Annotated in this window: 19 protein-coding genes and 1 tRNA gene; 10 read left to right on the forward strand and 10 right to left on the reverse strand. The window is 68.4% G+C overall.

Going from position 1 to position 25,221, the window contains the following annotated elements; all coding sequences use genetic code 11:
- Positions 1-32: 32 nt before the first annotated feature.
- A complete protein-coding gene (locus HRUBRA_RS03725) occupies positions 33-1,754 on the reverse strand; it encodes an HAD-IB family hydrolase (RefSeq protein WP_035514654.1) in 1,722 nt (573 codons plus the stop codon).
- Between the two features lie 138 nt (positions 1,755-1,892).
- Here HRUBRA_RS03725 and HRUBRA_RS03730 point away from each other — a divergent pair, with 138 nt between their 5' ends.
- The 4 genes from HRUBRA_RS03730 to HRUBRA_RS03745 all read left to right on the forward strand — a co-directional run bounded on the left by HRUBRA_RS03730 (position 1,893) and on the right by HRUBRA_RS03745 (position 6,542).
- Positions 1,893-3,605, forward strand: a complete 1,713-nt coding sequence (locus tag HRUBRA_RS03730; protein ID WP_035514655.1) for a hypothetical protein — start codon at positions 1,893-1,895, stop codon at positions 3,603-3,605.
- Between the two features lie 82 nt (positions 3,606-3,687).
- Positions 3,688-4,626, forward strand: a complete 939-nt coding sequence (locus HRUBRA_RS03735) for a glycosyltransferase family 2 protein (RefSeq protein ID WP_035514656.1) — start codon at positions 3,688-3,690, stop codon at positions 4,624-4,626.
- Entirely contained in the window at positions 4,619-6,316 is a 1,698-nt protein-coding gene (locus HRUBRA_RS03740; protein WP_144244372.1) for a bacterial transcriptional activator domain-containing protein, read from the forward strand. Before HRUBRA_RS03735 ends, HRUBRA_RS03740 begins: the two co-directional genes overlap by 8 nt.
- Before the next feature lie 149 nt (positions 6,317-6,465).
- Positions 6,466-6,542 (forward strand) — tRNA-Val (locus tag HRUBRA_RS03745).
- A 187-nt stretch (positions 6,543-6,729) separates the two neighbouring features.
- On the opposite strand, the gene HRUBRA_RS03750 is transcribed toward HRUBRA_RS03745, so the two are convergent.
- From HRUBRA_RS03750 to HRUBRA_RS03765, 4 genes are all read right to left on the reverse strand, one after another.
- A complete protein-coding gene (locus HRUBRA_RS03750) occupies positions 6,730-7,587 on the reverse strand; it encodes a sterol desaturase family protein (RefSeq protein ID WP_052094348.1) in 858 nt (285 codons plus the stop codon).
- Between the two features lie 72 nt (positions 7,588-7,659).
- Positions 7,660-9,291 carry a tRNA-dihydrouridine synthase gene (locus tag HRUBRA_RS03755; RefSeq protein WP_035514658.1) on the reverse strand — a complete coding sequence of 544 codons (1,632 nt, stop codon included), beginning with the start codon at positions 9,289-9,291 and terminating at the stop codon, positions 7,660-7,662.
- Positions 9,292-9,369: 78 nt separating this feature from the next.
- Positions 9,370-10,041 carry a class I SAM-dependent methyltransferase gene (locus HRUBRA_RS03760; RefSeq protein WP_035514659.1) on the reverse strand — a complete coding sequence of 224 codons (672 nt, stop codon included), beginning with the start codon at positions 10,039-10,041 and terminating at the stop codon, positions 9,370-9,372.
- A gap of 75 nt (positions 10,042-10,116) precedes the next feature.
- Positions 10,117-11,589, reverse strand: coding sequence for a protein adenylyltransferase SelO (locus HRUBRA_RS03765; RefSeq protein WP_035514660.1), 1,473 nt, complete (start codon positions 11,587-11,589; stop codon positions 10,117-10,119).
- A 135-nt stretch (positions 11,590-11,724) separates the two neighbouring features.
- Here HRUBRA_RS03765 and HRUBRA_RS03770 point away from each other — a divergent pair, with 135 nt between their 5' ends.
- From HRUBRA_RS03770 to HRUBRA_RS03780, 3 genes are read left to right on the forward strand one after another with little or no spacing between them, the layout of a single operon-like run.
- Positions 11,725-13,599 (forward strand): N-acyl-D-amino-acid deacylase family protein, encoded by a 1,875-nt coding sequence (locus HRUBRA_RS03770; RefSeq protein ID WP_035514661.1) that lies wholly within the window; start codon positions 11,725-11,727, stop codon positions 13,597-13,599.
- A gap of 32 nt (positions 13,600-13,631) precedes the next feature.
- Positions 13,632-15,236, forward strand: a complete 1,605-nt coding sequence (locus HRUBRA_RS03775) for an amidohydrolase family protein (RefSeq protein WP_035514662.1) — start codon at positions 13,632-13,634, stop codon at positions 15,234-15,236.
- Positions 15,237-15,288: 52 nt separating this feature from the next.
- A complete protein-coding gene (locus tag HRUBRA_RS03780; protein WP_035514663.1) occupies positions 15,289-15,660 on the forward strand; it encodes a YMGG-like glycine zipper-containing protein in 372 nt (123 codons plus the stop codon).
- Here the strand turns inward: HRUBRA_RS03780 and HRUBRA_RS03785 are convergent.
- The 4 genes from HRUBRA_RS03785 to HRUBRA_RS03800 form a co-directional block, all read right to left on the reverse strand.
- Positions 15,657-15,893 (reverse strand): hypothetical protein, encoded by a 237-nt coding sequence (locus tag HRUBRA_RS03785; RefSeq protein WP_035514664.1) that lies wholly within the window; start codon positions 15,891-15,893, stop codon positions 15,657-15,659. The two genes, HRUBRA_RS03780 and HRUBRA_RS03785, sit on opposite strands and share 4 nt — an antisense overlap.
- A 7-nt stretch (positions 15,894-15,900) precedes the next feature.
- A complete protein-coding gene (locus HRUBRA_RS03790; protein WP_035514665.1) occupies positions 15,901-17,739 on the reverse strand; it encodes an AsmA family protein in 1,839 nt (612 codons plus the stop codon).
- 95 nt (positions 17,740-17,834) lie between these two features.
- The gene (locus HRUBRA_RS03795; protein ID WP_035514666.1) at positions 17,835-19,310 is read right to left on the reverse strand and encodes an FAD-binding domain-containing protein; all 1,476 of its coding nucleotides are present in this window, start codon (positions 19,308-19,310) and stop codon (positions 17,835-17,837) included.
- Positions 19,307-20,248: a GIY-YIG nuclease family protein gene (locus HRUBRA_RS03800; RefSeq protein WP_144244376.1), complete on the reverse strand. Its 942-nt coding sequence runs from the start codon at positions 20,246-20,248 to the stop codon at positions 19,307-19,309. Before HRUBRA_RS03800 ends, HRUBRA_RS03795 begins: the two co-directional genes overlap by 4 nt.
- A gap of 137 nt (positions 20,249-20,385) precedes the next feature.
- Between HRUBRA_RS03800 and HRUBRA_RS03805 the strand changes: the two genes are divergently transcribed.
- Positions 20,386-20,691 (forward strand): DUF6482 family protein, encoded by a 306-nt coding sequence (locus HRUBRA_RS03805; RefSeq protein ID WP_236629777.1) that lies wholly within the window; start codon positions 20,386-20,388, stop codon positions 20,689-20,691.
- Positions 20,692-20,695: 4 nt separating this feature from the next.
- On the opposite strand, the gene HRUBRA_RS03810 is transcribed toward HRUBRA_RS03805, so the two are convergent.
- Entirely contained in the window at positions 20,696-21,223 is a 528-nt protein-coding gene (locus HRUBRA_RS03810) for a retropepsin-like aspartic protease family protein (RefSeq protein ID WP_035514668.1), read from the reverse strand.
- Between the two features lie 163 nt (positions 21,224-21,386).
- On the opposite strand from HRUBRA_RS03810, the gene HRUBRA_RS03815 reads away from it, so the two are divergent.
- A complete protein-coding gene (locus HRUBRA_RS03815; RefSeq protein WP_035514669.1) occupies positions 21,387-23,684 on the forward strand; it encodes a glycerol-3-phosphate 1-O-acyltransferase in 2,298 nt (765 codons plus the stop codon).
- A 22-nt stretch (positions 23,685-23,706) separates the two neighbouring features.
- Entirely contained in the window at positions 23,707-25,203 is a 1,497-nt protein-coding gene (locus HRUBRA_RS03820; protein ID WP_084592432.1) for a wax ester/triacylglycerol synthase family O-acyltransferase, read from the forward strand.
- Positions 25,204-25,221: the final 18 nt, after the last annotated feature.

The following is a 25,221-nucleotide window of genomic DNA, read 5'->3' on the forward strand; positions in this document are numbered from 1 at the left end:
CAGTTGCTGCCCGCGGCGGCGGGCTCTTATTGTCAGGGTTTGTCGCCACTTTGCAGCTTGGGCCGGGCGGCGGGCCGCTTCGCTGCGGCCCGGCGCACTGCCTTCAAGGCGGGTTTTTTCCCGGCCGGCGCCTTTGCCGCGGCTTTTCGTCCTGGCGCGGCTGCACCCGCGGCCTTTTTTGTCACAGCCTTTTTTCTGGTGGTTTTCTTTGCCGGCGCCTTTTTCGCTGCCGGTGGCGTTTTCCCGGCCTCGTCTGCGGCTTCGGCCCTGTCCAGGGCGGTCCTCCGCGGCGCCCGCCGCCGCCGGGGGCTGGCCGGCGCCGGCTCCTCCGGCTGGCCGAGGGTGCGCAGGAACAGGTTACGCACCTCGCGCACATGTTCGTCGATGGTCTCGGGCTCCCAGGCGCTGGTCTCCACGGGCGGCAGCACGTCCACATCGACCGTGGCCGGGCGGAAGACGAAGTCACCCTTCGGCGCGACGTCCCCGGCGTTGTGGATCACGATGGGTACGATGGGCACGCCGGCCTGCATGGCGAGATGGAAGGCGCCCTTCTTGAAGGGCCCCAGCTTTGGCGAGATGGTCCGCGTGCCTTCGGGCGCGAGCACCACGGACTTGCCTTCCTGCCGCATGGCGTCCACCAGCGGCGCCATGGCATCGATGGCGCTGGCTGCGTTTTTACGGTCGATCATGACCACGCCGCCGAGCTCCAGTACCTTGCCGATGACCGGCATGCGCTTGATCTCCTGCTTGCCGACGCCGGCGATGTCCTGGCGCAGGAGCCGGGCGACGATCACCACGTCGGCCTTGCTTTGATGATTGAAGACAAAGACCGCCGGCCGCCGGGCCCAGAGGTGCTCCTCGCCCTGCACGGCAAGGTCGAGGTTGATAAGAGCACTGGCCGCATCGGCAAACAGGGACAGGGAGAAGTTCAGGGCGTCGCGCCGGGAGCCGGTGAGTGCGTAGATCGGCAGGCCCGCCGCGAAGCTCGGCACCAGGCTTACGGTGGCGGCGATGGAGCGCAGGAACTGGGCCATGGTCGGCCGCCCGCGGCTGCCGAAATTGGCGCTCGGCCAGTCCCGGTCGTGGGCGACCGCGCGAAGCTTTGCGCTGGGGTTCAGCGCCACCGGGTTACCGACGCGCTCGAGAAGCTGGATGTCGTCAGTGCTGTCGGAATAAAAGAAACTGTGGTCGAGATCAGCCCCCACCCGCGCCGCGAGACCTTCGGCGGCGTCTACCTTGCCCTGGCCAAAACAGGTCGGTCGCTCTACGGCACCGGTGAAGTATCCGTCTTCCACCGCAAGGCGGGTGCACATGACCTCCTCGATGTCGAGATCTGCCGCCGCCGGTTCGACCTGGTAGGGCGTGGCCGAGGAAACGATGGCCACGGTATGGCCCCGAGCCCGGTGCGCGGCGATAAGGCGCCGCGCCTCCGGGTAGACCAGGCGGGCGATCTGCTTGCGGTAGAGGTCCTCGCCCACGGCCCGGTAGGAGGCCTCGTCGATGCCGCGCAGGAGCTGCCCGGTGGCGGCCATGAGGGCCGAGAAGCCGAGGTTGCCGAGGCCAAACTGAGCCATGGCGGTGAACACCTCCAGCACCTCCCGCCCGCTCAGCTGGCCGCTGCGGATCTGTTCGCGCAGGAAGACGGTGGCCGAGTAGCCCGAAATGATGGTGCCGTCGAAATCGAAGAGGGCGCAGACACCGGGGCCGCGCGGCGCCGCCTCGATGGCTGCGAGCAGTTCGTCGATCGTCGCCATGACCCCTCTCCTTTACCTGGCGTATGCCGCGCCGCGCCCTGGCTGGCGCCGGCCGGGAAAGCAGTCTAGCACGCGTCCGGGCCCGGCGAGGTGCCCTCTGCTAGACTGGCGGGGTCGCTATCGACGCAGCGCCTGCCCATGTCCGATGTCGCTCCGCGCTATCGCCTGCTTCTTCTGCTCGTCTTCCTGCTGGCGCTGCTGCCGCGGCTCCATGGTGCCTTCACCGTGGGCTGGGGCTGGGACGGCCCCGGCACCTTCAACCTGGTGAATTTCGACGAGGGCGGCGCCTGCCGGGCCGCCCTGGGCGGCTTCGATTACCCGGCCTTCGTGGGCCGCCAGACGCTTGCCCTTGCGGCCCTGGCCGGTGTGGTGCCCGCGGCGGGCACTGCGGGAGATCCCGCCCGGGCGAAGGCCTTCTGCCACAGCCCCCCGCACCTGCTTGTGGCGCGGGGCTGGTCCGCCCTCCTCGGTGCGCTCACGGCCCCCGTGCTGGTGCTCATCGGCTGGCAGCTGCGACCGGACGCCCCCCCGGTCGGACTGGTCGCGGGGGCGCTGCTTGCCGTGTCCGGCTTCCATACGGCCGAGTCCTTCTCCGGGACCGTCGACGCTGCCTCCGTGTTCTTCATTTATCTGTTCCTTGCCCTCCTCGTGGCCGCTGCCCGGGGAGGGCGCCTGGCCCTGCTGGCGAGCCCGCTCTTCCTCGCCGCCGCGGTGGCGACCAAGTACTGGCTGTTCGCGGCGCTGGGCTATGCCGGCCTGGTCGGCGGGCGGGCCCTGGCCGCGGTCACCTGCGGCTTCAGCCCGCGGCGCCTGGTGGTTACGGTGCTTGGCGCTGGCCTTGTCTTCGCGCTCGCGACTAACAGCGAGCTGCCAAGACCCGCCGGTTTTCTCTGGCTGCTGCCCTGGTACCTGCTGCCGCCCTGGCGCCGTATGCACCCCCGGCTGCGCGTCTTCTGGGCGCTCGTGCCCCCGCTGGCGGCCGGTCTCGCACACTGGCCGCTGTTCGCGGCCTGGACGACCGGGGCCCTTGAGGGGCGCTTCGGCACCGGTTACGGCGCCATCGGCTGGCACAAGCTGTTGCGCAACCCGCTGGATGGTCTTCTCGTGCTTCTGTTGGGCCTCGGCCTGCCGGCCTGCCTGTGCCTGCCTGCGGGGCTTGCCAGCCTGCGCGGGGCGACAGCGCAGGCGCGGGCCTGGCGGGTGTTCCTCGTTCCGATCGTCGCCTTCGCCCTGTACCTGGCGTTCCTGGCCCCGGTCACCTATTACCGGCACTTCCTGCCCCTGCTGCCAGTCGCTGCGCTCCTCGCCGCCTGTGGCCTCTGGCGCGCCGGGCGGCGCTGGCGTCCCTGGCTTCTGGGTGGTTGCCTGGGCTGGAGCGCGCTTCTAGGCCTCGATATCGTGGCCGACTACCATCGGGATCCGCGCATCGCCCTGCGCAGCTGGTATGCCGAGGCGCGGCCGGAGCGGGTTTTTATCTCGTTCTATGTCAATCCGCCGCCGGGGGCCGCCCGTCATGCGCTGTTCCGCCCGGCCCTGGCCGCCGGCGCACAGCCAGGGCTGGCCACGGCAGAGTACCTGGTGCTGTCGGAGAACTGGTACGACACGGCCTTCGCCAACGAGCTGAACGGTCCGCTTGCGGGGCGTCCTGAGCGGTTGGTCAAGACCACCCCGGAACGGGCGCGCTTCTACCGTCGCGCCCTGGCCGGGGAGGACCCACGCCTTGAGCGCCTGCGGGTCTTCCCGGTACATAACATCATGCCCGAACTGGTGCTGCACAAGGCTTTTTACGGAACCTTCCAGCTCTTTGTCGGCGACCTGGTCGTGTTCCGCATCCGGGGGCCTGAGGGGTGAGCGCGCCGCACCGTGCCTTCGTTGGACAGCCGCGGCCGGCGCGCTCCATACTCGGCGTTTCCGGAGGGGTCGGCAGGGCCGCATGACTGCGCTGGTCACGATCGTCATTCCCGTATTCAACGAACGCGCCGTGCTGCCGGCGCTGCACCGGCGCCTCGCGGAGGTGTTGGCGGCGGCCGGGGAGCGCAGTGAACTCCTGTTCGTGGACGACGGCAGCGACGACGGCAGCGGCCCCTGGCTGGAGGCCCTGGCGGCGGAAGATTCGCGCGTATCATTGCTCTCTCTATCGCGCAATTTCGGTAAGGAGGCCGCCGTCTCCGCCGGCCTCGATCATGCCCGCGGCGAGGCGGTGATCGTCATCGACGCGGACCTGCAGGACCCGCCGGAGCTCATCCCGGAGTTGCTCCGGCGCTGGCGCGAGGGCTTCGATATCGTCTACACGGTGCGTGCCTCGCGGCGCGGCGAGTCCTGGCTGAAGGTCGGCAGCGCGCGCTGGTTCTACCGGGTCATGGGGCGCCTGAGCGCCGTCCCGGTGCCGGCCGATGCGGGCGACTACCGGCTCCTCTCCCGCCGTGCTGTGGATGCGGTGCGGGCGCTGCCCGAGTCGCACCGCTACCTTAAGGGGCTCTACGCCTGGGTGGGTTTCCCGCAGGCCTGCGTCACCTACCATCGCGAGGCCCGGGCGGCGGGCAAGAGCAAGTGGAGCTACTGGCGCCTCTGGAATCACGCGCTCGACGGCATTACCTCGTTCTCCGCGGCGCCGCTGAAGCTCGCAACCTGGCTGGGGCTTGCCACCTCGACGCTCGCCTTCCTCTACGGCCTGTATCTGCTCCTGCGTACGCTGCTCTACGGCAACCCGGTGCCCGGCTATCCGTCGCTGCTTATCGTCGTGCTGTTTCTCGGGGGTGTGCAGCTCATCTGTCTCGGCATTATCGGCGAGTACCTCGGCCGTACCTACGACGAGAGCAAGCGTCGGCCGCTGTACCTGGTCAAGGGCTATCGGCCCGGCGCGGATGACTGAGCCGCGGTCGTCCCCGGCCGTGGTCACCCGGGCGCTGTGGCTGGTCGCCGGGGTGCTGCTCTATCTCTCCTTCGGTTATACGGAGATGATGGGGTCTGATCTCTGGTGGCATCTGGCCGCCGGCCGGGAGATGCTGGCGCAGGGCACCGTGTGGCTTGACGACCCATTCTCCTACAGTGCTGCCGGGGAGCCCTGGCGCAACCACGAGTGGCTTGCGGACCTGATTTTTTACGGCTGGGCGAATGTTTTTGGCGTCCCTGCGCTGGTGTACTGGAAGTGGCTGGTCGTGGTCGCTACCTACCTGGGGCTGGCGCTTGTGCTCGAACGCATGGGCGGCGACCGCGGCGCTGCGGTCCTCGCCGCCGCCGTTGCGCTCGCCCTTGCGGCTCCCTTCATCGACGTGCGCCCCCATCTGTATACCCTTGCCGGCGTGGTGCTGCTCCTTCACCTGGCGCTGGAGCGGCCCCCCCGGCGTCTGCCGTTGTGCCTGCTGTTCCTGCTCTGGGCCAACCTCCACGGCGGCTTCGTGTTCGGGCTCATGGCGCTGGCGCTCCTCGTCTTTCCCTGGCGCTCGCCGTCCCCGGGTGCCCTGCGGGCCCGGGGCGTAACGATACTCGCCTGTGCCCTTACCAGCCTGCTCAACCCCGACGGCATCGTAGTCTTCGTGCAGCCCATCGAGTACGCCTTTACCGATTCCCCCTACCGTTCCCTTGGCGAGTGGCTGTCGCCTTTCCTGCCCGGAGGGATCCGCGCGCCACTGTTTGTGCCGGCCCTTGGGGTCGCCGCGGCGGCTATCGTGGCTCATGGGGTGGTCGCCTGCCTTGGCCGGGGGCGCCTGCCCTGGTCCGCCCTCGCGCTCTGTGCACTCACGGTTGCCATGGCCGTAACCAGCCGGCGTTTCATCCCCCTCTTCGGTCTTTCCCTGGCGCTGCTCCTGGCACCGCTGCTGGCTGCCCTGTTCAGGGTGGCACCGCTGCGCCGGCTCTCGCCGTTCCTCGCCGGCGCGACGCTGGTGCTGGCGCTGCTACGCCTCGCTCCGCTGCCGCTTGCGGCGGGTCCCGCCTACCATTACCTCACCGCCGAATACGCCTACCCGGAACATCTTGTCGATGTGATCACCGGTAATCACCTGGCCGGTGACACCTTCGCCTACTACAACTGGGGCGGCTACCTGCACTGGCGCACGGGCGGGGCACTGCGTGTCTTCATCGACGGGCGAGCCAATACGGTCTACGACGACGACACCTACCTCGCCTACCTGCGCGTGGCGCGCGCGCGGCCGGGCTGGATTTCGGTGGTCGAGGATTCCGGCGCCGATTTCTTTCTCTGGCCGCTGGAAAGCGCCGGCGGCCCCCGGCTATTGGCCGAACTCGCCGCCACCGGGCGCTGGCAGCTGGTTTATGCGGGCTTCCGTGGCGCCCTGATGGCGCGCCGGGGGGCCGCGCTGCCGGAAGCCATAACCCTCACACAGGGCTATCCGCTGGAGCTGTCCCGGGCCCGGGAAGCGCTCCGCCGGGGCGCCTGGGACACGGCCGAGGGCGCTGCGCGGCGTGCCCTGGATGCGGTACCGTGGCACCAGGGGGCCTGTTCCACGCTTGCCAGCGCGCTGCGGGGCCAGGATCGAGCTGCCGATGCTGCGCTGGTGATCGCCGGCTGCCGCCGCTATTTTCCCACCCGCTACCTGCGCTGAGTTTTCAAACTACGGAGCTTTTTATGGGTGCTGCCTGCCTGTCCTGTTCATTAATGCACTACTTTCGCCCCTCCCTGGGGCGGCGGCTGCCGAGTTACCGTCTATTGAGCCGCAGGACGGTTACTACTATAATCGCGCGCTTGACATATAGGACCATAGCTCAGTTGGTTAGAGCGCTACCTTGACATGGTAGAGGTCGCCAGTTCGAATCTGGCTGGTCCTACCACCTACAAAAAAGCCCCGCATCCGCGGGGCTTTTTTGTAGGTGGTAGTTTGTAGGTCGTTGCACTTCGGGCAGCTGCAGTGCCGCTCTATAAAGCGCGACCAAAGAGGCGTTTCAGGCGCCGCCACATGGCGACGTCACCCCCGGCGCAAGTCAGCTTATTTCTTCTTTTGACCGTTTCTGACCGCTGTCACGTTCTCTGCGCAGGTGCGTCTGCCATCGTTTCGGCTTCGCGCGCCGCGGCTGGCACCTCCAGCGGCGTCATCAGCAGCCGGTCCAGGCGGGAATCGGTCGGTTCGCGCAGATACTCGAGGCCCAGGGGCATGGTCGCCTGCTCCCCGTGGGGCCGGTGCCGCGCGGTGCCGAAGAGATAGTCGAACCACGGCACGAGGGACCCGTAGTTGCTGTTGGTGTAGCGCTGCTCCGCCGAGTGGTGGGTGCGATGGAAATCGGGTGTGAGCAGAAAGCGGCGCAGTATCCGCTCGATAGGCTCCGGCAGGCCCACATTGCTGTGGCTGAAGACGCTTGCTGCGACGGCGAACACCCGGTAGGCCGCCGCCGCCTCCAGCGAGGGGCCCAGGAGCAGCACGATGGGCAGGCTGATGGGCAGTGTAAGCAGCGGTTCCAGCGGATGGTGGCGGTAGCTGGTGGAGACGTCTACTTCGGTGTCTGAGTGGTGCACGGCGTGGATGGGCCAGAGCCAGGGCACCTGGTGGAACGCGCGGTGCAACCAATAGGAGAGAAGTTGGGTGCTCGCGAGTAGAAGCAGGAAGCCTGCCCAGTGCGGCATGGCCAGGTGCGCCAGTAAACCGATGCCCTCGACATCGGTCCAGCGCGCCAGCCAGAGTATGAGCGCGGTATTGGCCGTGGCGATCAGGTACCAGTTGAGAAGCCCCAGAGAAAAATTGTTGCCCCAGCGCCAGACGAGACCACTGCCATTCCGGCGACGCGGTGCCGCAGCCTCCCAGGCCATGAACAGGGCGAAGGTCACAAAGGTAACCGTGTAGATGGCGGTGGCCGGCGAAGAAGCGATGATCTCGGTTTCCATGGCCTGTGGTACGGGTGGCTATCCCCTAGAGGGTAACCGAAGGACGTTGGGAACGCATGTGGACTACCGGCGTTACGAGCCTGGGCCGGCCGCCCCCAGGAAGGGCCCGTCCACGCAGAGCCGGCGCCCGTCCGGTGCGGCACAGGCGCCGCAGATGCCCACGCCGCACTTGGTCAGATAGTCGATGGCGCTGAAAATCTGCGAAGGCTGGCAGAACTCGCGCTGCACGGCCTCGGCGGCGTGGACCATGGGTGCCGGGCCGCAGTTGTAGAACACCAGCTTCTCGTGCTCTGCCGGCGTCATGGCCTGCAGGCGCTCGCGGAGCAGCTCCGTGACCCGGCCGTGGAAGCCGGCGCTGCCGTCATCCGTCGATACGTGCACGTCGGCCACGGCGCGGCATTCTTCGAGGAAGTAAAGGCGCTCGGCGCTTCGTGCGCCGGTGAAGATCTCCGCGTTGCCGAAATCCCGGGCCACCTGATAGACGGCCGCGAGGCCCGTGCCGCCGGCGACGGCCATGATATGCGCGTCCTCCGGCGGGTCCGCGGGGATGCCGTGGGGGCCGCGGACGTAGGCCTCGGTGCCGACGGGGAGATCCATGAGGGCATGGGTGAACTGGCCGACGTCGATGGCTACCAGCGTAAAGGGATCGTCGGTCAGCGCCGAGAAGGGCTTCTCTCCAAGGCCGGGAATCCACAGGAACACGAACTCGCCAGCCTGCACGTTCACTTTGCGGTCGAAGGTGAGCAGGGCGATGTCCTCGCAGACCCGGGTGTTGTCCACGAGGGTGACGGGCCGGAAATGCATGTCGACGTCGTAGCGCACCTGTGCCTCGGCGCTGGCACTGCCGCTATCGAGATCGTCTTCCAGGACGCGGAAATAGTGCTCGATGTCATCGGTGGTCATCCCGGTGAGCGCCGAGCCGATACCGGCCACGGTGGCCCCCGCTTCCCGGGCCGCCCGCACGTCCTCGGCGCTGGACAGGCCGCCGCAGCCGATGATCGGGAGGTCGCTCACGGCGCGGATCTCGCGCAGGCACTTCAGCGCCAGGGGCAGCACGCCCTTGCCGCTCATGCCGCCGGCGCCGTTGGACAGCACCGGGTGGCCGTGGGCGCTGGTATAGCCCGGACCGACGGTATTGATGGCGCAGAAGCCGTCGGCGCCCGCTTTCTCGGCGGCGCGGGCGATGGCGCCGATATCCGGCGTGTTCGGGGTAAGCTTGGGGATCACCGGCACGTTTACGGCTGCCTTTACGGCGGCGACAATCTCCGCCACCAGAGCCGGATCCTGGCCCATGGCCATGCCGTAGCCCGTTGCGTGGGGACAGGACAGATTGAGCTCCAGGCCATCAGAGACCGGCGCCAGCAGCTCAGCTACGGCCACGAACTCTTCGACGGTGCCACCGAAAATCGACGTGAGCAGGAAGCGGTCCGCTGGTACCTTCAGGCCCGCGAGGATCTCCCGGGAGGCCTCCGGGCCGGGGTTGGTGAGCCCTACGGCGTTGACGAAGCAGCCGGGCGCGTACTGGCTGTACACGGGCTCGCGGTTGCCGGTGCGTGGCACAGGGCCGATGCTCTTGGTGGTGATCACACCCACCTGCGGCACGCGGTCGAGGAAATACTGCATGATCGGGCCCGCCGTGGTGACGATGCCCGAGGGGATTGTGAAGGGCCCGGAAAGGCGCTTGCCGAAGAATTCTATAGTCAAGGAAACTCCGCGGTCGCAGGCGGTGAGCGGTAGGGCGGCATTATACCGTCTGTCGTCCGCCGCGGCAGGCGGCGGCGCTCAGACGAGGCGTTCGAAGACGTGGTTGACCTTGCGGCGCTTGCCCGACAGGCCGAGTTTCTTTCGCGGGCCGGACTTGTCGGTCATGACGAAGCGGTAGGCGATGTCTGTGTGGCGCATGGCGATGCCATGCACAAGGCCTGCCCACCATTCGGGGGTGTGCAGCGTGCAGTGGGCGTTCTGCCCGTTCGGCAGGTGCTTTACCGCCGGGTAGCAGGCCACATTGGCGAACACAAACTTACGCGCCAGGCTGAACATTTCCTCGATGATCCAGGGCACGTCCGGCTCGGTGATGTGCTCGAGCACGTCGGTGCTGATCACCGCATCATAGGGCCTGTCCGGCAGTTGGGCGAAGGGTGCATGGCCAGGGTCGTAGCAGCGGATTTCGTCAAGGCCCCAGTAGTCCTGCAGGCTGCTCACGGTGAGCTGGTTGTCGATGCGCAGGTTGCCCTCGCTGTAGGCGAGCCCCTTGCCGGCCCCGTAGTCGAGGAGGTCCCGGGCACCGGTGCGTTCGATGAGCGCCTTGATCTCACGGACGTGGCCCACGAGCATTTTGCCGGGAAAGGTCTCCTCGGCACTCTTGCCCTCGGCCTGCTCGCCGGCCGTGTGCAGGGTCTCGTACATCTGCACCATGGCGAGGTATTCGGGGCTGGGATTGTCGCGGGTATACATGGGGCTGCTCGCCTGTCGCTCCGTGCGCGCGATGCTACCACCGCGGGCCCGGCGGCGACAGCGCCCGCGCGCCCTTCAGGTGCCGCAGAAGGTTCGCTGTACCCGCTCCTCCGGGCGGGCCGGGCGGGCCAGGTCGGCGTCCGCCGGGTCCCAGCGGTAGGGGTTGGCTACGCGCTCTGCGAGGCGGTGAAAGGGGGCGAGGTCGCCGTCCTCGGCGGCTTCGATGGCCGCCTGCACCAGGTGGTTGCGGGGTATGAATACGGGGTTTGCGGCGCGCTGCCGGGCGCGACGGGCTGCCCCGTCCTCCCCGGCGGTCGCCAGGCGCTGGCGCCAGTGCGGCAGCCAGGCGCGCAGGGCGTCGCCGGGTTGGAACAGGTCAGCGAGCGCGGCGGCCTCTGGTCCGCCCTCCTCGGACAGGTAGCGGAAAGCGAGCGTGAAATCGGCGCCGTCCTCGGCCAGTGCGGCGAACAGGCCTTCCACGAGCTCATCGTCGTCCGGGCGCAGGCCGCTAAGCCCCAGCTTGCGCGCAAGCCCCGCTGCGTGCGCCTCGCTGAACTGCCGCGGGAAGGCAGCGAGGGTGTCCTGGGCAAGGGCCACGGCCTCTTCCTGGTCATCATGCAGTAGAGGCAGGAGCGTCTCTGCGAGGCGCACCAGGTTCCAGTGGGCGATACCGGGCTGGTTCTGGTAGGCGTAGCGGCCGCCGTGGTCGATGGAGCTGAACACGGTTTCCGGGTGGAAGGCCTCCATGAAGGCGCAGGGGCCGTAGTCCACGGTCTCGCCGCAGAGCAGCATGTTGTCCGTGTTCATGACGCCGTGGATGAAGCCCAGATGCTGCCAGCTGGCGATGAGCCCTGCCTGTCGGGCGATCACGCCCTCGAGGACTGCCAGGGCGGGGTTAGCGGCGTCGCGGGCCTGCGGATAGTGGCGCTCGATCACGTGCCCGAGGAGTGTTTCCAGCGCTTCCCGGTCGCCGCGCACGGCGAAGTACTGGAAGGTACCCACGCGGATGTGGCTGCTCGCCACCCTGGCGAGCACGGCGCCGGGCTCGATGCCGTCGCGCATGACGCGCTCGCCGGTGGTCACCGCCGCGAGCGCACGGGTGGTGGGCACCCCGAGGGCGTACATGCCCTCGCTGACGAGGTACTCGCGCAGCACGGGCCCAAGGGGGGAGCGTCCGTCGCCGCCCCGGGACCACGGGGTGGGCCCGGAGCCCTTGAGCTGCAGGTCGAAGCGGCGGCCGTCGCGATCGAGGAGCTCGCCGAGGAGCAGGGCGCGGCCGTCGCCTAGCTGCGGGTTGTACTGGCCGAACTGGTGCCCTGCATAGGCCGCCGCCAGCGGCTCCGCACCGCCGGGTATCGCGTTACCGGCCACGACGGCGATACCCCCCGGGGAAGCCAGCCAGTCGGCGTCAATGCCCAGGGTCTCGCAGAGCGGGCGGTTGACCCGCAGGAGCCCCGGCTCGCGGACCGGGGTCGGTGCCAGGCGGGCGTAGAAGCGTGCCGGCAGTCGGGCGTAGCTGTTGTCGAAGGGTAGTGCGGGGGCGTTCATGGCGTTGGCGGCTCCTGGTTGGGAGAGGCCGGCAAGTTGGCGCGGCAGGCATCACAGAGGTAACCTTAGCGGCGAAAGTGCTTGCGCGAAAGCGCCGCCGCTCCCCTTAAGCCCCTGTTTTCGTTGGGTGAATTCATGAGTGATGCGCAATCCTGGGATACCCTCATCCGCAACGCCACGGTTTTTGACGGCAGCGGCGCTCCGCCCCGGCGCCTGGATATTGCCCTGCGCAAGGGCCGCATCGCCGCCAAGGGCAGTGCCCTGCCGGCAAACCACGCCGGCCGGGTCGTGGACGCCAGCGGCCTCTGGCTCATGCCGGGGCTGCTCGATATCCACACGCATCTCGACCTGGAGGTGGACCTGGACCCAACCCTCCCGGAAGTGGTGCGCCACGGCACTACCACCGTCCTCGTGGGCAACTGCAGCCTTGGCACCTGCTTCGGCACCCAGGCCTTCGGCGGCCAGGAGCCGATCATCGACTGCTTCACCCGGGTGGAGAACATCCCCAAGAGCGTGCTGCGCAAGTGTGTCGAGGCCATCACCTGGGACAACACGGGCGACTACCTGGACCATTTCGACGACCTGCCCCTGGGGCCCAACATCGGCGCCTTCGTGCCGCACTCCATGCTGCGTATCGAGGCCATGGGACTGGACGACAGCATCAGCCGCGCGCCCACGGACGCCGAGCTTGCGCGCATGGATGCGCTGCTCGAGGCCGCCCTGCGCCAGGGCTATGTCGGCATGAGCACCGACGGCCTGCCCTTCCATTATCTCGCCAACGACCCGCACACGGACAAGCGTATCCCCACGCAGTTCGCCAGCTTCGGCGAGCTGAAGCGCCTGCTGAAGACGGTGCGCGGCCACGACCGGGTCTGGCAGACGACGCCGATCCTGCAGAACCGGGCCACGGCGCTGCTCTATTTCGCGCTCACCAGCGGTCGGTTGTTCGGCAAGACGCTCAAGACCTCGGCGCTCTCGGTCATGGAGTTCGCCCTCGCTCCCCGGGCCGCCCGTGCCTTCCTCGGTTTCGCAGGGCTCATGAACAGCCCCCTGTTCAAGGGCAACCTGCACTTCCAGGCCCTGGGCACGAACTTCCGCATCTGGTCCGACGGCATCGTCAGCCCCATGTACGAGGAGCTCGACAGCACCTGCCGGCTCATCGCGAAGGAATACGACGACGTGGCCGGCCGCCGCGCGCTCCTCGACGACCCTGCCTGGGTCGAGGCCTTCCGCGCCGACTGGCACCACGGCCGCCGCGGCCGCAACCTGGCCCATCTGAAGGCGAAGCTCGGCTTCCCGGAGCACATGGTGGTGCGGGAGCTGGACCGGCTGGTCTTCGACGGTGCGCCGGTGTCCGACTGGGACGGCGAGACGCTGCAGGCGGTCTACGAGCGGGTGCTCGCCTATCAGGCGGGCGCGGACGATGCGGCGCGCTCCGCGGAGGAGGAGGCGGCGCTGGCGGCCTTCCCGAAGCCGCTCGGCGACGACGCCGACTTCATGCTTCACCTCCTGCGCGCGTACGACAAGGGCTTCCGCTTCTGGACGGACGTCGGCAACGTGGGCAACCGGGCGACGCTGGATTACTTGCTGCACGAGCGGGCGCTGCCGGGCTTCAACGACTCCGGTGCGCATATCACCAACATGGCCTTCTTCGACGGCAACCTCATGTCCCTGAAGCTGGCCCAGCAGCACGGCCTCGATACGGTGGGCCGCATGGTGCGCCGGCTGACGCGGGAGCCCGCCGAGTTCTTCGGCCTGGACGTGGGTACGCTCAATATTGGCGCCCAGGCCGATATCACCCTCATCGACCCGGAGCGCCTGCGCGACTGGGACTGCAACGACACCCGCGAGTACATCTACCGGGATCTCTTCGAGCACCACCAGCTGGTGAACCGCCCGCAGGGTATCGTGCGCCAGGTGTTCATTCACGGGGAGTCCGTCTGGGAGGACGACGCCTTCACGCCGGCGCTCGGCAGCCGTCCCCTGGGCCGCGCCCTGCGCGCTGCCTGACCGCGCGCCGCTGACCGAACAAGGAGAACCGCATGCCCCGCCTTCACCGCGCCCTGGCGCTTGTCCTCGCCCTCGTTACGCCTGTAGCCCTTGCTGTTACGCCGGGGGAGGAAGGCATCAGCCGTGTTCTCGCCAGCGGCAAGGTCGACCCGCCGCGGAACGCCCCGCCCCGGGGCGACGAGGCCCGCGGGCCGTTCCCACGGCTCACCGTGGCCAACGCCATGCTCGTCGATGGCACCGGCGCGCCGCCCATCGGCCCGGTCACCCTCACCATCGAGAACGACACAATCACCCGCATCGCCGGCAGCCGGCCCGCTGATCTGAACGCGGAGGGCGAGGTTATCGATGTGGCCGGGGGTTATGTCCTGCCGGGGCTCATCGATGCCCACGTCCACCTGGGCACGCCGTCACACGCCGCGGCAGGTGCCCTCACGGACCCGGAGTACGTCCTCAAGCTGTGGCTGGCCCACGGGGTGACCACGGTCCGCGATGTGGGCGCGGTCATGGGCCTGGGCTGGACTCTGGCGCACCGGGAGCGGGCGGCCGCCGGCGAGATCAGCGCGCCGCGGCTGCGCGTGCACGCCATGTTCCCGCCGGAGACGGCGACGGCCGAGGACGCCCGCGCCTGGGTGAAGGCCGTACGCAAGCGCGGTGCCGATGGCGTGAAGTTCCGCGGTGCCCGGCCGGAGCCCTTCGCTGCCGCCATGGAAGAGGCGAAGCGCCTTGGCATGAAGACCTCCTACCACCACGCGCAGCTCTCCGTGGTGCAGACCAACGTTCTCGACAGCGCGCGCCTCGGCCTCGACAGCATGGAGCACTGGTACGGCCTGCCGGAGGCGATGTTCGAAGACCGGGTGATCCAGGATTACCCCCTCGACTATAACTACGGCGACGAGCAGGACCGCTTCGGCGAGGCCGGCCGCCTGTGGCTGCAGGCGGCGGCCCCGGGCTCAGGCACCTGGCAGCGCACCATCGACGAGCTGGTGGGGCTGGATTTCACTCTTTCGCCGACCTTCACCATCTACGAGGCGAGCCGCGATGTGATGCGCGCTCGCAATGCCGACTGGCACGACGCCTACACCATGCCCTACATGGCGCGCGCTTTCGAACCGAACCCGGCGATCCACGGCTCCTATTTCTTCGACTGGACCACGGCGCATGAAATCGCCTGGAAGCAGAACTACCGGCGATGGATGCGTTTCGTGAATGACTACAAGAACGCCGGCGGTCGCGTGGTGGCCGGCTCCGACGCGGGCTTTATCTATAAGGTCTACGGCTTTTCCTATATCCGTGAACTGGAACTCCTGCAGGAAGCCGGCTTCCATCCCCTGGAGGTGCTGCAGGCCGCCACGTTAAACGGTGCGGAATTGCTGGGCATCGCCGGCGAGACCGGCAGCGTTGAGGTGGGCAAGAAGGCCGATCTGGTGATCCTGGATGAAAACCCACTGGCCAACTTCAAGCTCCTCTATGGAACGGGGCATCGCCGCCTCAACCGCAGCACCGGTGCGATGGAGCGGGTTGGCGGTGTGCGTTACACGGTGCGCGACGGTATTGTCTTTGACGCGCAGGCTCTGCTGGCCGACGTGCGCGCGCTGGTTGCCGCGCAGAAGGCCGACGAGGCGCAGGCCGGGGGCTAGCATGGATCAGGCTCAGCACGCAGGGGCGCAGTCGCGCCAGGCAGGAGGTGCTATGGCACGTTGGCGAGGTGCAGGGGTGGTGGCGGCAGCGGTGTTGGCCCTGGGCGGCTGCACCACCACAAAGGAAATCATCATCGACGACAAGGGCGTCGACATGGCCGCTTATCGCCAGGACCTGGCCGAGTGCCGGGTCTACGCCGAGCAGGTGCGCACCGGGGAGAAGGTCGCCAAGGGTGCGGCCAGCGGTACGGTCATCGGCGGCGCTATCGGTGCTATCACCGGTGGCAGTCGCGACAGTGCGGCCCGCGGTGCCGGCGTGGGTGCCGTTTCCGGCGCCGTCAAGGGCGCCGACCGCGGCGAACGGGAAGAAGCGCAGGTGGTGAAGCAGTGCCTGCGCGGCCGGGGTTACCGGGTCCTCAACTAACGCCCCAGGAGCCTGCGCCACCAGGGCTTTCGGCGCGGCGCGGCGGCTTTCTGCCGGTGGCTGGCCGGTACGCCGTGTTCGGCGTACCACTGCTCCCATTCGAAGGGGGTCATGGTGCGCGGCGGCTCGTCGGCCTGAGCGCGACGCAAGGACTGGGCGCGCAGGGAGGTGTCGGAAGGCTCCTCCCGCTCGTCGAGCAGCTCGCGGATAAGCCGCTGGTTACGCGTTTCCATTGCTTCCTCAGTTGTTATCGAAGAGCCTGTTGAGGAGTTTGCCGGCTTTTTTCTGCAGCTTTTCCCTTGCCTCGTTTTTCAGCGCGTCGCTGATCACGGCCTCCGTGTCGAGGGCACACCAGTCCTTCGGCTTGCCGGAGAGGTTGCCCTCGCAGACTACCGGGAAGGTGAGGGCGGTGAGCCGCTCGTCCACGGCGCAGGCCGGGTCGAGCTCGCCGAGGGCCGGCTGTAGCCGGCCGCCGAGGGTGGCGGTGAAGTCGCCGTCGAGGAGGGCCAGGTTGCCCCGGCCGCCCAGGGCGATACCGGGGAGCGTCGCCGCCAGACGCTCCAGCCGAGCCTGCCCGCCACCGAGGGTCAGATCGGCCTCCAGCATCTCAAAGGCTGTGTCCGCGGGGAAGGGCTCGGTGAGCTGATCGCCGTTCGCCAGCGCCACCATCCGGCAGAAGTCCCGCTGCACGCTGATGTTCTTCACGGTCACAGCGTCCGTGCGCAGGGTAACCGGCCCGGTAAGGGCCCGCAGCAGCGCTTCGCTATCGTCGCCGCGGCTGTTCACGTCCCAGGTCAGGCTTGCCGTACCGCTGGCGGCCACAGGGCTTTCAAGGGCCTCAAGGGCGCTGCCCAGGGCCAGCGCGCTGACTGCCCCGCGGGCTTCCAGCGTTGCAGGGGCATAGCGGGCGTTAAGGGTGGCCTCGAGGCCGATGGTGCCGCCGTGCAGTGCACCGCTGACCCCGCTCAGCGCAACGTTGCCCTCCATCGCGCGCAGCGTCGCGCGGACTGCGGTGAGCCGGTGCGGACCGAGCTGGACTTCGTCGATGGTCAGCCGGGCGGCCGTGTCGAGGCTGCGCAGCGTGTCATAGGGCAGCCGGCCATCGCTCGCGGGCTCTGCCGCTGCCGCGTCGGGGCCCGCGAGGACAAGGAGCGCGGGGGTGAAGCGATTGAGATCGAGGGTGGCATCGATCCGGGGGCTTTCGTACTGCGCATAGCGCACCGTCCCCTGCCCCTGCGTGTCGGCGACAGCGAAGTCGACCTCGAAGTCCCCGACGCTGCGGTTGAGGTTCACCTCGCCGCTGAGCTCAAGCTGCAGCGGCTCCGCGGTTGCGCCGCTGACGGTGACCGACAGGGCGGGGAGGCTGACGCGGCCGGCGTTGAGGTCCGTGCGCAGGCGGCCGTCGGCGATGAGTTCCAGCGGCGCCTCGCCTGTCCCCCGGGGGATGCTGAGGAGTAACTGCAGCGGTGTTTCCCGGCCTGCGGTATTCACGCCCCGGGCGCTGAAGCGCTTGAGCTGCACTTCCGAGAGCGTGTTGCCGGCCGCGTCCACGGTGCGCAGACGGATGTTGCGGAGGCTGAGTTCGCCTACATCGAGGGCCAGCGGCAGGGCCAGTACCTCGATGCCCGAGGCTCCGGCTTTTCGCGCGCTACGCCTGGCCGCATAGAAGGCATCGAGCTCCGCGTCGGAAAGCCCCACGGTGGTGTCTGCCGCCGCGGCGCGGGCCGTCGCGGGGTCGGCCACGGTAGTGACCTCGGCGTTCTCGAGGTAGAGACGGTCGATTTCGGCCCTGCCGCTGAGCAGGGGCATCACCGCCAGGCCGATGCCGAGGCTGCCGGCGCGGAGCTCAGGCCCGCCATCGGGGGCCTGCAAGGTAGCGTCACCAAGGGCCAGGGACAGGCGCGGAAAGAGCGTCAGCGATACATCCCCCCGCACCGTGAGCCGTGCGCCTGTTTCCGCCTCGAGGCGATCGCTGGCGATGGCCAGGAGGTGCTCCCGGTCGATGAGCAGGTAGCCGGCGATGGCGATGAGCGCCAGGACGACAACGATGATGAACAGGAAACGCAGACTGCGTGCCATGGGTGCTCTCCGGACAGGGTCGGTTTACGCTCCCATGGTAGTCCCCTCGCCGGGTTGTCGCACAGCCCGCAGTACCCCGTTGGCCGGGGAGGCGGTCAGCCGGGGGCGGCAGCATCGCGAAAGCGCCGCTCCACGTGGCGGTCGAGGATGCGCTCACGCTCGGCACGTACGTCGGGATCGTTCTTCAGCGCCCAGAGTGTTTCCCGGGCCCGGCGCTGGGCAGCGACCGGGTCGACCACCGGGGCCGGGTAGTCAGCGCTGGCATAAAGAGCCTGCTCCAGGGGCGTGAGTTCCCAGGGGGTGTGCACCAGCGGTGCCGGCACTTCGGCCAGTTCCGGCACCCAGCGGTGGATGAATTCGCCCTCCGGATCCTGCTCCTTCGACTGCTTCACCGGGTTATAGATGCGGATGGTATTGATGCCCGTTACGCCCGCCTGCATCTGCAGCTGGGCGTAGTGGATCCCCGGTTCGAAGTCGAGGAACAACGAGGCCAGATGCGTCGCCCCGGTGCGCCAGTCCTGCCACAGGTGGTGGCACAGAAAGCTCACCAGCATGGCCCGGGAACGGAAATTGATGTACCCGGTGGCGGCGAGGCAGCGCATGCTGGCGTCGATGAGGGGCAGCCCTGTGCGGCCCTCCCGCCAGGCACGGATCAGCGTCTCGTCGCGGCCCCGGGGGTGGGCGAGGTAGCCCCGGTTCAGGTCCTCGCGCTCCATGCGGCACTCCATCTCGAACTTCTGAATAAAGTGGCAGTGCCAGTGCAGCCGCGACTCGAAGGCAGCCAGAGCGCGGCCCCAGCCCGGTTCCCGGCGGCGCGCTTCGAGAGCCTGGAAGACCTGGCGCACGCTGAGATTGCCCCAGGCCAGATAGGGCGACAGGCGGGAGCAGCTGCGCCGGCTCGCCCCCGGCCGCGAGATGTCGAGCTGATAGCGGCCTGCGCGCTGCGCAAGAAAGCTGTCGAGGGTGCGCCTGGCAGCGCTTTCACCACCGCGCTGGAACAGCGTTTCGGTGCGGCTCCAGGATGCCGGAGGGGAGGCCGGCGCCAGCGCTGCCAGGACCTGTTCGCAGGCCCCGGGGGGCGGTCGGTAGCCTCCCCAGTGGGGCATCGCCTGGGGCGCTCGCATGGTCTGCCCCCAGCGCCGGTTCCAGCCGTGCCGGTCTGCAAGGCCCCGGCTGACCCCGTTGCAGGGGAATTCAGCCCAGCGGATGCCGTGCCCGGCACAGAAGCGGGCCACCGCACGATCGCGTTCGAAGGTCACCGCAAGGCCCGTCTCCTCGTGAGACCAGAGCGTATCGATCGGTGTCGCCGTCTGCAGCTGTGCGAGGACGGCAGTCGCTTCCCCGTGCACGATGGCGAGGCGGGCGCCCCGGCGTGCGAGTTGAGCGCGCAGATCCTCGAGGGACTGCCAAACGAAGCGCCAGTGCCGGTCCCGGTAGTGCGGGTCGGCGAGCAGGGCAGGCTCGAGGATATACAGCAGCACCAGCGGCCGCCCGCGTTTGAGTGCCGCGGTCAGCGGCCCATGGTCCGCCAGGCGCAGGTCGCGCTTGAACCAGACGACATCGATGCTCATGCCGCGCCCTCGTCGCGGTCGGGGCGCCCGCCGAAGGGGTTGTCGAGGCAGCGGTCCGTGGCGGCGCAGCGCAGGGCCACGGCGCCCCGGCGCAGCGCGCCCAGTAAAATGTGATAGGTGTCCCGGTCCACGGGACCGGAGCGCGCGCCGGCGATGCGGCGGGCGCTATCCCGGCGCGTGAAGCTGCCTAGGTAGCTCCAGTCGCGGATGACGTGCCACTGCTGCCGGGGCTGGCCCGGAGCGGGCCGCAGCGCCCGCTCCTCAAGGAGCAGGGCGTCCTCGAAGGGCCAGGCAGCGAGGCGCTGATCCGCTAGCGCGGCCCGCAACCGGGCGTTGTGCGCGGCCGCGCTCTCCTTGCCGGCACAGGCGCCGCGGCAGCGCCGCAGCTGGAACTGGAAGCAGGGTCCGCGGCCACCCTCGAGGCCAAGGACCCGGACGCAGAGGCCTTCGGCGCGCGCCAGGGTGCGCAGCCGCGCGGCCGCCTGCTGTTCGCTGTGGTAAAGGCCGAGCGGTGCGTCGGCAAGCGCCTCGCCGTCGGGGAAGCAGGTGGCTGCAGGTTGCAGGAAGCCGCCGGGCCCCGGCGTCAGCTGGAGGGTCCAAAGGCGCCGGGGGCGTCGCTGCCGTCGATTGTACAGGGGCAGCTCTGCCTTGATGGCGGCGTTTTCCCGGAGCAGGGCACCCAGCTCCCCGGCGCAGGGCTCGCAGTCGATGCGCGCCAGCGCATGGAGCATGCGCTGCTCCCGCCCCGGACTGCGGGCGGCGCGCAGATGCGTCGACACCCGGCTGCGCAGATCGATGCTTTTGCCCACGTACAGCAGGGCGCCGCCCCGGTCGAAGAAGCGGTAAACGCCTGCGCAGGCCGGCAGGTCAGCGGCGCCGGTACCCGCGAGGGGCCGGCCCCGGCGCGTCAGGCGGATTGTGTCTGGCGGAGACTCCATCACGGCATGATCACGGAGCGCGGCGGCCCCGCCCAGCGCCGTTCAGGTTCTGTCCGGTCTGCTTCTGCCGGCGGGCCGTGAACGCTGTAAACTGTCGGTCAGGCTATCCGTGGGTTCGGGAGGCAGCAGCTGTGAAGATGACCGTGGCAGAGGCTCGGCGCGCCGGTATAGGCCGGTTGATCGTGGAGTCCGTGGATCTAAGCCTTTACATCGCCAGCGTCGAGCTGGGCGGGGAGCGTATCCTGCTCGCGGCGGAGGATGGCAGCGTTCTCAAGACGCGCAACCTCCAGGCAATGAAGGAACGCCTCGCGCCGCTCGCGGCGTGGCCCTCGGTGCTGCGTCAGCGCAGCGCCTACGACGAGATGTGCGGCCAGTCCTGGGCGTCGGCAGATAATACGCTGGAAGTGCCCCTGGAGCTGCGCGACCAGAGCGCCGGGCGCTGAGCGCTCAGCCGGGGTACTGGCGCAGGGTGAGCGTATCGCCGCGCTGGGCGAACTCGATGTAGCGCAGAAAAGACATGCCGAGGAGCACCTCCCGGGTCGCAAGACCGCTAGCCACGCCCGCCTCCACGTTTCGGAGTTCGATGTCACCGATGCTGACGCTGTCGAGGCGGGTAGCATAACTGGTGCTGTCGCCGTTGGCGGTGCGGGTGATGAAGGCTCTGCCCCGCGGGAGCTCCAGCTGCTCAGCGAGGTGCGCCGGAATGGCGACGCCGGTGGCGCCCGTATCGACCAGAAAGATCACCGGTTGCCCATTGATGGCGCCGGTGGTCACGTAGTGCCCCTGGCGGTTGCGCGCCAGTACCACCTCGCGCACGCCGTCGCCGGTGACCGTGGTTGCCACCTGCTGGTTCGGATTGTGCTGACGCTCCACGAGGCCGGTGAAGTACCAGGTGAGCATGCCGAGGATGAGCAGCCAGGCGATCACCTGCATGCCCAGCCCCATGCGCCGCTGTTCGTTGACCGGATCTGTCATGGCTCTGTTTCGAGTCCGCCTGTGCTCACTGGTTCTCTTGCTACGCCCGCCCCGCCAGACGGACCACCGAGCCCTTGGCGCGCGGCACAGCCGTGATACCATCCACCGTTGACTCTGTCACCCCCGCGGCTGTGCCAGCGACACCCAGGACGGGACGGTAAAGATGGACAGCAATCCCTGGCAGTCCCTGCGCGCAGGCCGCGCGATTGTCATCATCGATGCTGCTCACCGCATCGAGCGGCGCCTGCTGGATCGCTGGCTGGAGGAGCGCCTGGCGGAGCACGGCTGCATGGCAACCATAGAGCGGGTCGTCATGCGCATCGCCCGGAGCCCGGAGCACCTGGACGCCATGCCCCTGGAGCCGCTTCTCGGCGGGGCCGCAGATGAGATACAGGTGCTGCCTCTGCGCGTTGTCTGGCGCAGCTCCCTTCATGCCAAGACCATCCGCCCCCGGCCCCGGGATCTGCTTTTCGGCAACCCGCGCCGCCCCGGTATCTGGCGCGCCCGGCGCATCCTGGCCCAGCATCCGGAGCGTGCCGTGTGCATCGCCGGTGAGCCGGCCTCCCTTGGCGATCTGCGCGAACGGCTGATGCAGCGCGACGGCAGCATCGAGGGCTCGCGGCAGCAGGCGGAGTTCATTGCCGCGCAGGCGGGCCTCGCCCTCGATATCGCCGAACGGCGGCTCCAGGGCAGCCGCTACAAGGTGCCCCGGCGCGTCTCCCAGAACCTTATTGCCAGCCCGCGTTTCCGCGCGGCCCTCGACGACCTCAGCGTGGAGACGGGCAGGCCCGTCTCGCAGCTGCGACAGGAGTCCGAGGTCATCATGCGCGAGCTGGTCGCCCGGCCGGCGCCCTTCTGGCTCGATGTCATGGCGCAGCTGAACCATCTGATCATGTCTCTTGGCTACGATTCCGAGGTGGTTATCGACCGCGAGGGGCTGGAGCGGATTCGCCAGCTGGTGCGGGAAAACCCGGCGGCGCTCCTGTGGACGCACAAGACCCATGTCGACGGCTTTGCTGTCAATTCCATGCTTTTCGACAATGACTTCCCCAATCCGCACATCCTCGGCGGCGTGAACATGGCCTTCGCCGGCCTCGGCTTTCTCGCCCGGCGCGCCGGGGCCATCTTCATCCGTCGCAGCTTCCGCGACGATCCGCTGTATAAACTCGTGCTGCGTCACTACATCGGCTACCTGATGGACAAGCGCTTCCCGCTGAGCTGGGCCTTCGAGGGCACGCGCTCGCGGGTGGGAAAGCTGATGCCCCCGCGCTACGGCCTGCTCAAGTACGTCATGGAGTCGGCCCACGCCACCGATGCGCGCAACCTGCATATCATCCCCATCGCCATCAACTACGACCTTATCGGTGATGTGCGCGACTATGCGGTGGAGCAGGCTGGCGCCAGCAAGCAGCCCGAAAGCCTGCGCTGGTTCATCGGCTATCTGCGCGGCCTGCGCCAGCCCATGGGACAGATCTACGTCGACTTCGGCGAACCGGTGATCCTGCCCACGGTGCCGTCCGTCGACGATGAACGCGAGCTGCAGAAGGTCGCCTTCCGGGTGGGCCTGGAGGTCAACCGGGTGACGCCGATCACGCTCCCGGCGCTGCTGTGCATGGTGCTCCTGGGTGCGGCGCCCCGGGCGCTGACCAGTGATGAGCTGCTGGCGGAGCTTCGGGCCCTGGTCGCCTGGGCCCGGGAGCGCGACATCCGCCTCGCCAAGCATCTGGCCCTTGATGACGAGGGGCCGCTCGACCTCATCGTCGACAAGATGATCGCCAACGGTGTGCTCACGCGCTATGACGATGGTCCCGAGCGTGTCTACGCGATCGCCGGCGAGCAACACGGTGTGGCCAGCTACTACCGTAATACGATCGCCCATTTCTTTGTGGACAAGGCCCTTGCCGAGCTGGCTCTCATGCGCATGGTCTTTCGCAAGCTGGCCGGCGCCGAGGCCTTCTGGTCCGAGGCGGAGCGACTCCGGGATTTCTTCAAGTTCGAGTTCTTCTATGCACCGCGAGAGGAGTTCCGGGTGAATATTGCCCGCGAGCTGGCGCGCTACCGGCCGGACTGGGAAGCGCGACTGGAGGAACCCGGCGGCGCCGGGGAGGTCCTCGACGGTTTCGGTCCGCTGGTCGCGCACAGCACCATGCTGCCCTATATCGAGGCTTACCGTGTGGTGGCGGACGTCCTCGCCCGCCAGCCCCACGACAGCGCCCTGGACGAGCGGGAATGCCTCCTGCAGAGCCTCGCTTACGGCCACCAGGCCTATCTGCAGCGGCGCATCAGCTCGGAGGCGTCCATCGGCAAGCTGCTGTTCACGAACGGTTATAAGCTGATGGCGAACTTCGGCCTCACGGAGGCCGGTGCGGGCCCCCGTGGCGAGGATCGCCTCGCCCTCGCGCAGGAATTCCGTACCCTGCAGCGTCGCGTGGAGCGTATCCGCGCCGCTGCCTTGCCCTAGCTTTCCTGAGGAGGTCTCTGCCATGCAGCAGCTCAGTGCCCAGGACGCCCAGTTTCTCTATCTCGAGACGGCCCATAATCTCACCCACGTGACTGCCGTGGCCATCTACGATCCGGGCACGGTGCCCGGGGGCCGCACGGTCCGCTTCAAGGACATCCTCGCCCACGTGGAGGCGCGGCTGCGCTACAACCCCCTTTTCACCCGGCGATTGCTGCGCCTGCCGCTGGAACTCGACTATCCCTACTGGGTCGAGGACGAATACTTCGACCTCGAGTACCACGTCACCCACGGCCGGCTGCCGGCGCCGGGGGACTGGCGCCAGTTCTGTATCCACCTGGCGCGCTACCACTCCCGTCCTCTCGACATGAACCGGCCGCCCTGGGAAATGTACGTGGTGGAGGGGCTGGACCATATTCCGGAGCTTCCGGCGGGCAGCTACGCCATCGCCACCAAGGTTCACCATGCAGCCGGTGACGGCACGTCCCTGACCCGCTTCTTTGCCAGCCTCGCCGATACCGATCCCGCCGGCACGCCGGCCGTGCCCCTTGACGAGCCCCCGGAGGTACCGCCGGGAGTGCCGTCCCTGTTCGCTATCGCCCGCCGGGCCGTGGGCAACAACCTGCGCTCGCCGCTGCGCCTCGCCAGTGGTGTGCTCCGGGCCGCCCCGGGTCTCCTGCGCAGCGCCGAGGAGTCCGTGTTGCGCCGGGGCGCGGCGGCGGACCGGGACCGGGTCGCTGTGCCGCCGACACGTTTCAATGTTCCCGTTTCTCCGCACAAGGCCTTCGGAGCCTGTTTTGCGCCCCTGAAAGAACTGCGCGCAGTGCGCGAACAGGTGCCCGGCGCCACCGTAAACGACGTGGTGCTCGCCGTCTGCGCCGGTGCGCTGCGCCGCTATCTCCAGCACCACGGAGAACTGCCTCGGGAATCCCTGGTGGCCTGGGTGCCCGTGAACGCCCGGGCGCGCGATGGTGACGACGGCGCCGGCTCCGGCAACAACATCACGGCCATGACCACGCGCATCTTTACCGATGAGAAGGACCCGGTGAAGCGTCTGCGCAGGATTCACCGCGCCACGGTCCGCAGCAAGGCAGCTCGCGCCGGCGTGTCGGCGCGGGTGATGACGGATTTGACCCGGCACGTTCCGGCGGCCACGCAGGTGCTCGCAAGCCGGCTGGTGCTGCACAGCGGGGTGACGGCGCGTTTCTGCAACCTGTTTATTTCCAACGTGCCCGGGCCCCAGGTGCCCCTTTACATGAACGGAGCCCGGGTCGTGCATAATCTCGGTCTGGCGCCCCTCGCCGACGGCATGGGGCTGTTTATCGCCACCCCGAGCTACAACGGTGAGATCGGCTTCAATGTCATCTCCACCCGGGAGATCCTGCCGGATATCGATGTCTTCATGCGTTGCATCGAGGATTCCCTGGCGGAGTACCGGGACCTGCCGGCAGTGCCTGGCGGGCGCCGAAGGAAGGCAGCGCCGGGCCGGAAAAAAAAGGATCCTGGCACATTTCCGGGGTGAGTACGGAATACTTCTCTC

The sequence above is a fragment of the Pseudohaliea rubra DSM 19751 genome, from assembly GCF_000764025.1.
Taxonomy (GTDB): Bacteria; Pseudomonadota; Gammaproteobacteria; order Pseudomonadales; family Halieaceae; genus Pseudohaliea; species Pseudohaliea rubra.